This window comes from Egicoccus halophilus (assembly GCF_004300825.1).
In the GTDB taxonomy this organism is placed as follows: Bacteria; Actinomycetota; Nitriliruptoria; order Nitriliruptorales; family Nitriliruptoraceae; genus Egicoccus; species Egicoccus halophilus.
Window position 1 is genome coordinate 3,584,998 of sequence record NZ_CP036250.1, and the last position, 12,675, is coordinate 3,597,672.

The following is a 12,675-nucleotide window of genomic DNA, read 5'->3' on the forward strand; positions in this document are numbered from 1 at the left end:
ACCATGCGCCTGCGCCGTTCCCGACTGCTCACCACCTGCGCCGCGGGCCTGCTCCTGGCGGCCTGTTCGGGAGGTCCGGAGGAGACCGACGCCAGCGACGCGCCACCGCCGCGGGACGACGAGACGGCCGAACAGGACCCGGCTGCGGCCGGCGAGGCCTGCGAGCAGGCGTTCGCCGACGCCGAGACGGCCGAGGACGGGCAGGCCGCACTGATGGCGGCCGTGGCGGCCTGTGACGACATCGCGTCGTTCACGGCCGCGTCCGCCGAGCACCCCGACGCGCTCGGGGACGTCGAGCCGCACGTGTTCCTGGCCGAGGCGTGCGACGACGCGACCGAGCCCGCCGTGAGCGAGAGCCCGTTGTGCGACGAGGTCGCCGGCGAGCAGAACTGAGCGGACCGGGTACCGCCGCGAGCCGTCTCAGGCGTCCTGCAGGACCCCGAGCTCGCGCAGGCGTTCGACCAACTCGTCGGGCGGGACGTCCTGGATGACCGCGAGCGCCCGCAGGTCGTCGCCGCGGACCGAGAGCACCCGGCGGTTGAAGTCGCCCCGCTGCACCTGGATCGACTCGCAGTAGCGCCGCAACGCCTGCCAGCCGTCGCCCAGCGCGTCGAGCCGCTCCAGGTCGATCACGAGTCCCGCCGCCTCGTCGGGATGCCGCGGTGGGGCCTCGCCCGGCAGGATCTCGCCCGGCGCGACGCCGTAGAACTCGGCCAGCTCGAGCAGGCGGGTGGCCGTGATGTTGCGGTCACCGCGCTCGTAGGAGCCGATGACCGCGGCCTTCCACCGGCCGTCGGAGCGGCGTTCGACGTCCTGCAGTGACAGCCCTCGGTCGATGCGCACACGCCGCAACCGTTCGCCGACCTCGTGGGTGTACGTCACCGTTGCCTCCGCCGTTCGAGCGCGAAAGGTATCCGGCCACCGTGCGCGGCGGGGCAGGTCAGGCGCGCGATGTGCCAGCCGCCCAGGCCAGGGTCGCGGCCAGCCCTTCCTCGAGGGTGGTCCACGGCTTCCAGCCCAGCTCCCGCGCCGCCGCCCTGGCGTCGACACAGCTGTGGTGGACCTCGCCGTCGCGAGCGGGCGCATGCACCGGCTCGTGCGGGTAGCCGGTCGCCGCGGCGAGGGCACGGAACAGCTGGAGCACGCTGGTGCGCTCCCCCGTCCCGATCAACAGGCGTCGGCCGGGCGCCCGGTCCGCGGCCAGCACCAGCGCATGCACGACGTCGTCGACGTAGACGAAGTCCCGGGTCTGTTCGCCGTCGCCGAACACGGTGCAGGGCTGCCCGGCCAGCATGCGACCGGCGAAGGTCGCCACGACCCCGCCCTCGCCCGCGGTGGTCTGGTGCGGGCCGTAGACGTTGGCCAGCGTCAGCGCGGTCCAGTCGATCCCGTGGAGCAGTTCGTAGGAGCGCAGGTAGTCCATCGCCACGCGCTTGGACACCCCGTACGGCGAGAGTGCCGGCCGGTCGAACGACTCGTCGACGGGCAGTTCGTGCTCGCTCGGCTCGCCGTAGGACCCGATGGAGGACGCGTAGACGATCTTGCGCACGTCGACCGCACGGGACGCCTCGAGCACCGCCAGGGTGCCCAGGACGTTGATCGAGGCGTCGTGGACCGGGTCCTCGACGCTGCGACGCACGTCGACCTGCGCCGCGAGGTGGAACACGACCTCCGGGTCGAGGCGCTCGAACAGGCGGGGCAGACCGCCCTGGCGGATGTCGAGGCGATCGAACTCGAAGCGCCCGGCGTGGCGTTCCCTCGCCACCGCGAGGTTGCCGAGCGCGCCCGTCGAGAGGTCGTCCACCCCGATGACCCGGTGACCGTCCTCGAGCAGCCGCAGCACCAGGTTGGAACCGATGAAGCCGGCGGCGCCGGTGACCACGACGGGACGATCGGACACGGCGAACCCTCGACTGCCAGACGCCAACGGCCCCGGAGCCTAGCGGCGTCGGTGGCCCGGCCCGGTGAGCCGACGTCGCGGTCCGCGCGGGCGGTCGTCAGCGCTCGTCGTCGACGGTGGCGAGGTGCTCACGGATGCGCACGAGCAGCGACGGCGGCGGGGCGTCGACGCAGTCACGGCGCACGATCGCGCGCAACTGCTCCTCGAACGATGCCCGATCGGTACAGGGATAGCAGGCCACCAGGTGGGTCTTGATCTGCTCGAGCGTCGTGTCGGGGAGCTCGCCGTCGAGATAGCGCTCGAGCTGTGCGAGCGCCTCCTGGCACGGCGCGCCGCAGTCGGGGACGTTGCCGGCACTCACGCGTCCACCTCCGCTTCGTCGATCAGGCCCCGCTGGAGGGCGTAGCCGGACAACGCCCGCTGCAGTTGTTTCCTTCCCCGGTGCAGTCGCGACATCACCGTGCCGACCGGGGTGTCCATGATCTCGGCGATGTCCTTGTAGGCGAAGCCCTCGACGTCGGCGAGGTACACGGCGAGCCGGAAGGTCTCGGGCAGGTCCGCCAGCGCCTGCTTGACCTCGTCCGCCGTCAGCGACTCGAGCACCTCGCGTTCGGCGGAGCGTCCGCCCGAACGCGCGATCTCGTCGTAGAACGAGTAGTCCTCCAGCGTCTCCTGCAGGTCCTCCTGCGGCCGACGCTGGGCCTTGCGGTACATCGAGATGTAGGTGGTGTGCAGCACCCGGTACAGCCAGGCCTTGAGGTTGGTGCCCGGCCGGTACTGGTGGAACGAGCGGTAGGCCTTGACCACCGTCTCCTGCACCAGGTCCTCAGCGTCGGCCCCGTTGCGGGTGTAGCGGAGCGCGGCCGAGTACAGCCGGTCGAGGTGCGGCAGGACCTCGGACTCGAAGCGCTCCCGGCGCTCGCTCTCCGACAGTTCGGCGCGGGCGATCGAGCCGTCGGCCTGCCGGCCGTCGCCGATCTCGGCAGCGGGGAGATCACTCACGCGCGACGGCGCTCCTGCGACGGGGTACGCCAGCGTAACGCGGGTCGGGTGACGACTGGCCACGACCGCCGGGTACCACGGCGGTTCTCGATGTCACATCGGTCCTCTTCACATCTTTTCGCGTCTTTTCGTTGCCATCCATCGCTCCCCCGCCTACGTTGTCCTCGCCCCGACGGCGGCCCGGTGCGGGCGTCGCGTCGCCCCCACCGACGCCCGCACCAGACGCCGTGCCGGCGCGACGAGGAGGCCTGCACCGATGCGCGACGAACTGCCCGACTGGATGGACGTGCCCGACGCCGACGACCCGCCCCCACGGCGACGGGTGCACCGGCTGCTGATGATGGCGGCCGTCCCCTGGGTGTTGGTCGCCGTCCTCGTCGGTTGGCGTGGCGCCGCCGGGGAGCCCGACGCTGCGACGGCACCCGAGCGGTCCACCACCCCCGACGCGACCACGACCGCACCGGCGATCGACGAGCCGCCCGGGACCGCTCCCGCGCCGGACCCCGGCGACGAGCGAGCGACGACCGCACCGACGACGAGCGCCGACGGCGGGTCGGGGACGGACGGATCGGGGACGGACGGATCCGGGGAGACCGACCACACCGGTGCGCTGGCGCTGGACGAGCTGGTCGTCGAGCAGTGGGGGGGCTACCGCGACCGGCCTGGTGACGGTGGTGCCGTCGTCGTGGCGCTCGCGGTGGCCCGGGCGTGGTTGACCGGCGTCGCACCCGTGTTGGAGTTGCCGCTGCCCGCCACGCCCGACGAACGCCACTACGCCGAACACCTGGTGGTCGAGGCGATCGAGCGCGAGAGCGAGGGCGCCGCCGTGGTCACCCTGGTCGCCACCGTGTTGGAGACCGGCGACCCGCACCGCGTGACGTTGCGCCGGCTGGCGGTCCCGGTCGACGAGTCCGGCGACCAGCCGCGGCCGGCCGGCGCCCCGTGGGACCTGCCGCCGCCCGAGCTGACCCCGACCTCGCCGCCCGTCACCGAAGAGATCGACCGGGAGCACTGGCCGGCAGCGCAGGCCGCCCTGCACACGGCCGGCTTCGTCGACGCCGAACTACGCGGACTGCAGCAGACCGCGGGCTGGCCGGTCCTGGCCTCGATCCGGCGTACCACCGCCGAGGGGAACGAGGACCACGTCGTCTGGCTGCGACGACACCAGCACGAGTACGTCGTGGCCGGGCTGCCCCTCTCGGAGGCCCTGCCCTCCCGCTTCGGGCGTGGGCCCGACACCACCTACGGCATCGATCCCGACGCGCAGGAGGACCGACGATGAAGCCCACCGCACCCGCACCGGGCCGTCCACCCGCCGGGCGGCCCGGTCGCGGCCCTCGACGCCCCGCGGCGCCCGACCCGCAGCGGCTCGCCGGCCTGCTGGTGCGCGCCTGGCTCGAGGTTCGCGCCGGGCGGCGCACGCTGCGACAGCTCGAGCCGCTGGTGTCTCCGAGCGTCTACCAGCGCCTGGCCGACCAGCTGCCGCCCGCGCCGAGGCGGGCGCCGTTGGGCCGCGTCGTCCGCGTCCGGGCCACCTCCCCGACCCCACGGGTCTGCGAGGCCGCGGTGCTCGTGCGCTGCGGACCCCGCACGACCGCCGTCGCCGTGCGCATCGAGCGACACCTCGGTCAGTGGCGCGCGGTGGAGCTCACCGCCCCGGAGTCCGGACTCGCTCCGCTGACGACGGCGACACTGCCGCCCGACTGGCGGCCGCGTGACAGCTTCGACGAGGTCCTGGCCGGCGAGGACGCCTGACGCACCGCGTCAGGCGTCCTCCCCACCGGCTCAGCCTTCCTCGGCCCCGTGGCACTTCTTGAACTTCTTGCCGCTGCCGCACGGGCACGGGTCGTTGCGACCGACCTTCTCCGAGGCTCGGTAGGTGTCTCCGGCGGCCACCCGGCGCACGGTGGAACCGTCGGACTTCTGCTCCACCGACCGGCCGGCGTCGTCCGTCCGCACCGACGCGGTCGTCGACCCGGCGGAGACGGCGTAGCTGGCCGAGCCGGCGGGCGCACCCGCGGTGTAGGTCAGTCGCGCGGCCGAACGGCGCTGCTCACCCAACGGGATCGCCTGCTCGACGCGCTCGGTGGGGCTCGCCGGTGCGTCGCCGTGGGCCGCGTCGCCGTCGGGTGCGTCGCCGCCCGCGTCACCGTTGGACGGCGCACCGCCGTTGCCGGAGACGTCACCCTCGGTCGGGGCTCCGGCGGCTCCGCCGGCGGGTCGGGACTCGACCTCGCCGCCCTCGCCGCCCTCGCCGCCCTCGGCCTCCTGACGGATCGGCAGGCGGAAGAAGTAGGTCGTCGCCTCCTCCTTCACCCCCGACATCATCGCGACGAAGGAGTCGTACGCCTCGCGCTGGTACTCGGTGAGCGGGTCGCGCTGACCGACCGCCCGCAGGCCGATGCCGTCGCGCAGGGCGTCCATCTCGTAGAGGTGCTCGCGCCACTTGCGGTCGACGACCGACAGGATCACGCGCCGCTCGATCTCGCGCATGACCTCCTCGCCGCCGACCTCCGCCTCGCGACGCTCGTAGGCGTCGAAGGCGTCGTCGATCAGGAGTTCGACCAGCTTGTCCCGGTCGACGGTCTCGAGGTCGAGCCCGCCGAAGTCGAACGTCGTGTCGTAGACCATCTGCAGGCGCTCGGCCAGGCCGTCGAGGTCCCACTCCTCCGGGTAGACGCCCGGCGGGCAGTGCTCGTCGACGAGCCCTTCGACGGTGTCCTCGACGTACTTCTGCGACAGCTCGCTGATGGCCTCGACGTCGCCCTCGAGCAGTGACTGGCGCTGGCCGTAGACGACCTTGCGCTGCTCGTTCATGACGTCGTCGTACTTGAGGACGTTCTTGCGGCGGTCGAAGTTGAGGCTCTCGACCTGCCGCTGCGCGTTGGCGACCGCGCGGGTGACCCACTTGTGCTCGATCGGCACGTCCTCGGGGATCTTGAGCCGCGTCATGATGCGCTCGACCGCCGCGGCGTTGAACAGCCGCATCAGGTCGTCCTCGAGCGAGAGGAAGAACCGGCTGGTGCCCGGATCCCCCTGACGGCCGGAACGACCGCGAAGCTGGTTGTCGACGCGTCGGGACTCGTGGCGCTCGGTACCGATCACGTACAGCCCGCCGAGCTCCTTGACCTTCTCGCCCTCGGCCCCGAACTCGGCCTCGAGCCGCTCGATGGCCTCGAAGTAGGCCGCGTCACGCTCCTCGGGCGGCAGGTCGTCGGGCAGCTGCGCGGTCTCGTGGCGCGCCACCTCCTCGGCGTTGCCGCCCAGCACGATGTCGGTACCACGACCGGCCATGTTCGTGGACACGGTGACCGCGCCGAGGCGTCCCGCCTGCGCCACGATGTGCGCCTCACGGGCATGGTTCTTGGCGTTGAGCACCTCGTGCCTGATGCCCATGCGGGTCAGCAGCGTCGCCAGGTACTCCGACTTCTCGACCGACGTGGTGCCGATCAGGATCGGCTGACCGGCCTCGTGACGCTCCTGGATCTCCTCCGCGACCGCGGCGAACTTGGCCTTCTCGGTCTTGAAGATCAGGTCGGCCCGGTCGTCGCGCTGCACCGGACGGTTGGTCGGGACCTCGACCACCCCGAGCTCGTAGATCTCGAGGAACTCGACCTCTTCGGTCTTGGCCGTACCGGTCATACCGGCCAGCTTGTCGTAGGTGCGGTAGTAGTTCTGCAGCGTGATGGTCGCGAGGGTCTGGTTCTCCTCCTTGACCTTCACGCCCTCCTTGGCCTCGATCGACTGGTGCAGGCCCTCGGAGTAGCGGCGCCCGTCGAGGACACGGCCGGTGTTCTCGTCGACGATCTTCACCTCGCCGTCGACCACGATGTACTCGCGGTCGCGCTTGAACAGCTCCTTGGCCTTCAGCGCGTTCTGCAGGTGGTGGATCAGCGGGGTGTTCACCGACTCGTACATGTTCTCGATGCCGAGCAGCTGCTCGACCTTCGACACCCCGTCCTCGGTGACAGCGACCGTGCGCTTGGCCTCGTCCACGACGTAGTCGCCGGTGGCCTCGCCCGGCCGGTCGCCCTCCTCACCCTTGGTGAGGTTGGGTGCCACCCGGCGCGCGAAGACCTGGTAGAGGTCGGCCGACTGCTCGGCCGGACCGGAGATGATCAAGGGGGTGCGGGCCTCGTCGACCAGGATCGAGTCGACCTCGTCCACCAACGCCATGAAGTGACCGCGCTGCACCTGCAGCCGCTTGTCCAGCGCCATGTTGTCGCGCAGGTAGTCGAAACCGAACTCGTTGTTGGTGCCGTAGGTGACGTCACAGCCGTAGGCGGCACGCTTGGCGTCCCGGGTCTGCCCGGAGTGCACCACGCCGACGGTGATCCCGAGCCAGTGGTGCACGCGACCCATCCACTCGGCGTCACGCTTGGCCAGGTACTCGTTCACGGTGACGACGTGGACGCCCTCGCCGGCCAGCGCGTTGAGGTAGACCGGCATCGTCGAGGTCAGGGTCTTGCCCTCACCGGTGCGCATCTCGGCGATGTTGCCGTTGTGCAGCGCGACACCGCCGAACACCTGGACGTCGTAGGGCCGCTGCTTGAGCACGCGCCAGGCGGCTTCGCGGACCACGGCGAAGGCCTCGACCTGGAGGTCGTCGAGATCGGCGCCGTCGGCGAGCCGGGCCCGGAACTCGTCGGTCTTGGCCTGCAGATCCCCGTCGGACAGGGCCGCCATGTCGTCGGACAGGGCATTGACCTGGTCGACGATCTTCTGGGTCTGCTTGGCCTTGCGGCCCTCCCCCATGCGCAGGAGCTTGTCCATCACCATGCCGGCGGCTTTCCTCGATCGCGGCTCGAGCTACGTGGGTCCCCGGCGGGCGCCGACGCGCATGCCGAGGAGACCCCCGGCGATGGTACGCGACGGCCCGCGGGTGCACGCGGGCCGTGGTGGGAGGCGGCGCAGATCCGGTCGTGGCGGCCCGCACGGCAGCCCGGGCCGGGATCGGCCCGGTCTGCCCGGATCACTTGATCTCGAGCAGCTTCTCCCGCACGGCGTAGACGACCGCCTCCATGCGCGAGTGCAGGTGCAGCTTCTCGAGGATGTTGCGCACGTGGTTCTTGACCGTGTTCTCCGAGATGAACAGCGCCTTGGCGATCTCGCGGTTGTTCATGCCCTGGGCGACGTGCTGCAGGACCTCCATCTCGCGCGGCGTCAGCCGCGGCGCGGGGACCTGCTCCTTCTCCTCGTCCTTCTTGATCATGGCCGCGAACTCGTCGAGGAGCTTGCTGGCCATCGAGGGCGAGATCAGCGACTGCCCACCGTGGACGGAGCGCACGGCGTTGCCGATCTCGTCGATCGAGATCTCCTTGAGCAGGTAGCCGTTGGCACCGGCCTTGATCGCCTCGTAGAGGTCGTCCTCCTCGTCGCTGATGGTCAGCACGAGGATCTTGGCGCCCGGCTCCTCCTCCTTGATGCGGCTGGCCGCCTCGATGCCCGAGAGCGCCGGCATGCGCACGTCCATGACGACGACGTCGGGCGCGTGTTCGCGGGCGAGCTCGACGGCGGCCGCGCCGTCGCCGGCCTCGGCGAGGACCTCGATGTCCTCCTCGTCCTCGAGCACCATGCGCAGGCCACGACGGAACAGCTCGTGGTCGTCCGCGATGAGGATGCGGATACGGTCGTCGGCCACGGTGTCCTCGTTGTGCTTTCGCCGCGCGCGTCCCGCCGAGCGGAGGGACCGTCCTCGTCCCTCGACGGCCGGCGCGCGCACCGGGATAGCGGGATTGCAGTTTTCCGAGTCTAGCCCCTGCTCCGGCGGGATGATTCGGGCGCCACCCGCCCGTACGGGCGCGCAGACCGCGTGTCCGCGTTCTCGTCGGAGCCGGTCAGGGTCGGCCCGGGGTCGCGACGGCCACGCCCGTCGCGACCCGCAACCTGGCTCGTTCAGGTGAGCCGTTCGTCCTCCCGCGACTGCTCGCGGATCGGCGCGACGCCGGCCAACTCGACCGCCGGCGTCTGCTGCCGGGGTCGGGTGACCCGGCGGGTCTTGAGCTTGCGCACCTGCCGGGTGAGCTTCGCCTCCACCCGGTCGACTGCCGTCAGGGGATCGGGCGCCGCAGCCGCCGCCCGCAGGTACTTGCCCTTGGCGTGGAGCACCACCTCACAACGCACCCGGTCCTCGATACGGGGGTTGGTCTCCTCGCGGAAGACGACCTCCATGTCGATGAACCGGTCGAACAGGCGCCGGACACGCGACAGCTTCGTGATCGCGTGATCCCGCACGTGCTCCGGGACATCGAGGTTCTTGCCCTTGACGGTGATCCGCACGGCTCCTCCTCGTTCGCACCCCGGTCGGGGTGACTGGGCCGCACCCGGCAGGGTGCGGATGGGTCACCACCCGGGTACGACGAGCGACTGGGCCGTCCGGCCGCACCGCGCGCGGTGTCGATCCACCGCGGCGTGGGGCCGCGGTGCCACGTCGGGGCCGTCGGCGTCTTCGGCGGGACTCGACGTTCCCGTCCGTGCCCGGCCGACGCTAGCAGTCGGTCCGCCGCGTTCACCGGGGTCCAAGGACCCGGCGCACACCGCCGTCCGGCCCGGGCGCACCGGGTGGCACCGTGGCGCCGACGTCGACCAGGGCGTGACTTCCCGCCCGGGCCAGGACCGCCAGGTGGATGCGTCCCGCGCCCGCATCGCGCAGCACGCCCGCCACGCGGGACGCCGTCGCCCCCGTGGTCAGCACGTCGTCGACGAGCAGCAGGTCACTTCCGGGCAGGCGCAGGCGGGCGGTGAACCGGTCCGGACCGTGGCGCGGCGCCCGCGCGTGCAGGGTGTCGAGCAGCGGCACCTCGAGGCGGTCGGCGACCTCGGCGGCCAGCAACCGGGCGTGGTCGACGCCGCGCGCACGACGTCGCGCCGCGGCGGTGGCCACCCAGGTGACCGCGTCGAGCTCCGGTGGGCACGTCGCGACCCGTTCGGCCAGCAACCGTCCCAGCGGTCGCCAACCGCGCCGGGCGCCGGCCAGCTTCGCCGTGACCACGGCCGCCGCGACCGGACCGCGGTAGTCGAACACCGCCGTCGTGGTGGCGATGGGCGCGCCGGTCGGCCAGCACGCATGACCGGCCGTCCTCGCCCCCGCACACCGCTCGCAGCCGGCGCCCAGCGGTCGGACCACCGCCGCACAACGGGCGCACCAGGGCAGCGCAGCGCGCGCCCGACAACCCAGACATCGACTGGGCACGAGCAGCTCGAGGACGTCGCGGGCGGACACGACACCCAGCCGAGCAGGAGCGCGGCCGGCACGCCCGTCCGCGACCGTCCGGCCTGTGGACGGCGGACAGGCGCCCTCGCCGTGGCGCCGGCGTCAGCCCTCCGTGCGGCGGCCGCGGGTGGCCTCGTCGACGAGCATGACGGGGATGCCCTCCCGCTCCGGGTACTGCAGGCCGCAACCGGTGCACACCACCACGTGCCGGCGTTCCTTGTACTCGACACCGGCCTGACAGGCCGGACACACGAGGATGTCGAGCAGGCGCTCGTCGAGGGCCACGAATCTCTCCTGGAATGCGTGCCGGCGGGCGGCGGGACGGACGGGCCGACGACGGTGCCTCAGGCACCGTCGTCGTCAGTGCACGAGCTCGGCGACCTCGTCGCGCAGGGCGGCCATGCCCTGCTCGTCGGCCGCCTCGACGTTGAGGCGCAGCAGCGGCTCGGTGTTGCTCGGCCGCAGGTTGAACCAACCGCGGTCGGTGACCACCGTCAGACCGTCCTCGGTGTCGACGCTACCGCGGTCGGCGAACGCTGCCGCCACCCGTTCGAGCGCGCCCGCCTGGTCGGCCACGGCGTAGTTGCGCTCCCCCGAGGCGGCGTAGCGGTCGTAGGGAGCGACGACCTCGGACAGCGGGGCTCCGGCGTCGGCCACCGCCTCGAGCAGCACCAGCGCCGCGATCATGCCGGAGTCCGCCCGGAAGTTGTCCCGGAAGTAGTAGTGCCCCGAATGCTCGACGGCGAAGATGGCGTCGGTCTCCGCCATGCGTCGCTTGATGAACGAGTGCCCCACGCGCGTGCGCACCGCCCGGCCACCGGCCGCCTCGATGGTCTCGGGCACGGTGTCGGAGCAGATCAGGTTGTACAGCACCGTCGCGCCCGGATGCCGCGCGAGCAGCCGGTCGGCCACGACCGCGCCGATCAACGACGAGGACACCGGCCGCCCCCGCTCGTCGACGGCGAAGACCCGGTCGGCGTCGCCGTCGAAGGCGAGGCCGACCGCATGGTCCCCGGCGACCACCGCGGCCTGCAGATCCCGCAGGTTCTCGGGTTCGAGCGGATTGGCCGGATGGTTGGGAAAGCTGCCGTCGAGCGCGAAGAACAGGGGCGTGGTCTCGAACGGCAGTCCCTCGACGACGGCCGGCCACACGTGTCCGGCCATGCCGTTGCCGGCGTCGACGGCGACCCGCACGGCCCCCAGGGCGTCGAGGTCGACGAACGAGCGCACGTGGGCGGCGAACCGGTCGGTGAGATCCTGCTCGGAGCGCTGCCCCGCACGCTCGGCGGGCGGCAGGTCGTCCACCGTCGGCGCGAGGTCGCGGATGTCGCCGAGCCCGGTGTCGATCGCCACCGGGACGGCCCCCGGCCGGCACAGCTTGAGCCCGTTGTAGCCGGCCGGGTTGTGGCTGGCCGTGAACATCGCTCCCGCCGCGTCGAGGATCCCGGAGGCGAAGTACAGCTGGTCGGTGGAGGCCAGGCCGATGTCGACCACGTCGACACCGCGTGCGGTCGCACCGTCGGTGAACGCGTGCGCGAGCGACGGCGAGGAGGGCCGCATGTCGTGCCCCACGACCAGACGCCCGCCGTCGGGCAGCAGCACGTGCGCCGTGGCCGCTCCCAGCGCCCGGGCCAGCGGCGCGTCGAGCTGCTCACCGACCAGACCACGGACGTCGTAGGCCTTGACGATGGCGTGCAGTACGTCCGGGTCGACCGGCACGGGCGGGATCCTGTCGTCGGGGAGCCGCGAGCCTACTTCCCAGGCGCGTGGTCCCCGCCCGAACGTCACCAGTCGGTGGCGGGGTCCCCGGACGGCGCCGTGCGCCGACGCGCGGCGAGCACCGGACGCGGCCGTGCGGCCGACTCGGCACCGCCGTCCGCATCCTCCCGTGGTGCCGGTGCCTGAGCCGGCAGGGCCGTCGATCCCGCACGCGTCGCCGGTGCCGGCGTCGGCAGGGCCGTCGATCCCGTGCGCGACGTCGTCGAATCCTCCTGCGACGTCGTCGAATCCTCCTGCGACGTCGTCGAATCCTCCTGCGACGTCGTCGACGCCCCGAGGACCGGGGAAGTGCTGCCCTCGGCGGCGTCGACGTCGCCGGTGCGCCCGGACGACGACACGTCGGCGACGGGCAGGTCGGGAACGGCTCGCAGGGCGGCGGCCAGGACGGCGACGGTGTCGGGTCCACCGAGGGCGCCGGCACCTGCCCCCGACGACGACCCGTCCTCGTCCTCCCGCCGGTCACGCAGGTCCCAGCCGTGCGGCGGCTGGGTCCGTTCGGCGTGAGGAGCACACAGGTCGTAGGACTGCGGGAGACGCGACGCGGCCAGGTCCGTGATCCAGGCCTCACGCTCGGCGTAGTTGAAGGTCAGCGTGGCGCTGGCCGGCGCGGGACAACTCGGCCGCGAGCATGCTCGTTCGGCCGCCAGGGCGAGGGGGCGGACGACGGCGCCTCGCTGGACGCCGGCACGGAGCTCTCCGGAGGAAGACACGTCGCGTAGTGAATCACACGACTGGAATTCCCCGAAGCACACCGGTCGCCCGATCTGCCGGTGGCCCCGAC

The 12,675-nt window shown here is 72.2% G+C and carries 14 protein-coding genes; 3 read left to right on the forward strand and 11 right to left on the reverse strand.

Translation table 11 applies throughout. The features are described 5' to 3' along the window. Nucleotides 1-3: 3 nt before the first annotated feature. Nucleotides 4-393: a hypothetical protein gene (locus tag ELR47_RS16330; protein WP_130650850.1), complete on the forward strand. Its 390-nt coding sequence runs from the start codon at nt 4-6 to the stop codon at nt 391-393. Nucleotides 394-420: 27 nt separating this feature from the next. Here the strand turns inward: ELR47_RS16330 and ELR47_RS16335 are convergent, their stop codons facing one another. The 4 genes from ELR47_RS16335 to ELR47_RS16350 all read right to left on the reverse strand — a co-directional run bounded on the left by ELR47_RS16335 (nt 421) and on the right by ELR47_RS16350 (nt 2,902). Then, entirely contained in the window at nt 421-882 is a 462-nt protein-coding gene (locus tag ELR47_RS16335; RefSeq protein WP_130650851.1) for a transcriptional regulator, read from the reverse strand. 58 nt (nt 883-940) lie between these two features. After that, nucleotides 941-1,900: an NAD-dependent epimerase/dehydratase family protein gene (locus ELR47_RS19010; RefSeq protein WP_130650852.1), complete on the reverse strand. Its 960-nt coding sequence runs from the start codon at nt 1,898-1,900 to the stop codon at nt 941-943. Between the two features lie 97 nt (nt 1,901-1,997). Continuing rightward, nucleotides 1,998-2,261, reverse strand: a complete 264-nt coding sequence (locus tag ELR47_RS16345; protein ID WP_130650853.1) for a zf-HC2 domain-containing protein — start codon at nt 2,259-2,261, stop codon at nt 1,998-2,000. Next, nucleotides 2,258-2,902: a sigma-70 family RNA polymerase sigma factor gene (locus tag ELR47_RS16350; RefSeq protein WP_276319911.1), complete on the reverse strand. Its 645-nt coding sequence runs from the start codon at nt 2,900-2,902 to the stop codon at nt 2,258-2,260. The genes ELR47_RS16345 and ELR47_RS16350 overlap by 4 nt, the downstream gene beginning before the upstream one ends. Before the next feature lie 256 nt (nt 2,903-3,158). On the opposite strand from ELR47_RS16350, the gene ELR47_RS16355 reads away from it, so the two are divergent. Both ELR47_RS16355 and ELR47_RS16360 read left to right on the forward strand, forming a co-directional pair. Continuing rightward, a complete protein-coding gene (locus ELR47_RS16355; protein WP_130650855.1) occupies nt 3,159-4,184 on the forward strand; it encodes a hypothetical protein in 1,026 nt (341 codons plus the stop codon). Beyond that, on the forward strand, nt 4,181-4,657 hold the full coding sequence (locus ELR47_RS16360) for an Rv3235 family protein (protein WP_130650856.1): 477 nt from the start codon (nt 4,181-4,183) through the stop codon (nt 4,655-4,657). Before ELR47_RS16355 ends, ELR47_RS16360 begins: the two co-directional genes overlap by 4 nt. A 30-nt stretch (nt 4,658-4,687) precedes the next feature. Here ELR47_RS16360 and secA read toward each other — a convergent pair whose 3' ends face one another. The 7 genes from secA to ELR47_RS16395 all read right to left on the reverse strand — a co-directional run bounded on the left by secA (nt 4,688) and on the right by ELR47_RS16395 (nt 12,646). Continuing rightward, entirely contained in the window at nt 4,688-7,681 is a 2,994-nt protein-coding gene (secA, locus tag ELR47_RS16365) for a preprotein translocase subunit SecA (RefSeq protein WP_130650857.1), read from the reverse strand. Nucleotides 7,682-7,874: 193 nt separating this feature from the next. Continuing rightward, complete coding sequence (locus ELR47_RS16370; RefSeq protein WP_229730468.1) at nt 7,875-8,543, reverse strand: response regulator; 669 nt, start codon at nt 8,541-8,543, stop codon at nt 7,875-7,877. A 254-nt stretch (nt 8,544-8,797) separates the two neighbouring features. Continuing rightward, nucleotides 8,798-9,181, reverse strand: coding sequence for a ribosome hibernation-promoting factor, HPF/YfiA family (gene hpf, locus ELR47_RS16375; protein ID WP_165404147.1), 384 nt, complete (start codon nt 9,179-9,181; stop codon nt 8,798-8,800). 229 nt (nt 9,182-9,410) lie between these two features. After that, complete coding sequence (locus tag ELR47_RS16380) at nt 9,411-9,926, reverse strand: ComF family protein (protein ID WP_165404148.1); 516 nt, start codon at nt 9,924-9,926, stop codon at nt 9,411-9,413. 291 nt (nt 9,927-10,217) lie between these two features. Further along, a complete protein-coding gene (locus ELR47_RS16385; RefSeq protein ID WP_130650860.1) occupies nt 10,218-10,400 on the reverse strand; it encodes a Trm112 family protein in 183 nt (60 codons plus the stop codon). Nucleotides 10,401-10,475: 75 nt separating this feature from the next. Then, entirely contained in the window at nt 10,476-11,834 is a 1,359-nt protein-coding gene (locus ELR47_RS16390) for a phosphomannomutase/phosphoglucomutase (protein WP_130650861.1), read from the reverse strand. Nucleotides 11,835-11,899: 65 nt separating this feature from the next. After that, nucleotides 11,900-12,646, reverse strand: coding sequence for a DUF3499 family protein (locus ELR47_RS16395; RefSeq protein ID WP_165404149.1), 747 nt, complete (start codon nt 12,644-12,646; stop codon nt 11,900-11,902). Between the last annotated feature and the right edge of the window lie 29 nt (nt 12,647-12,675).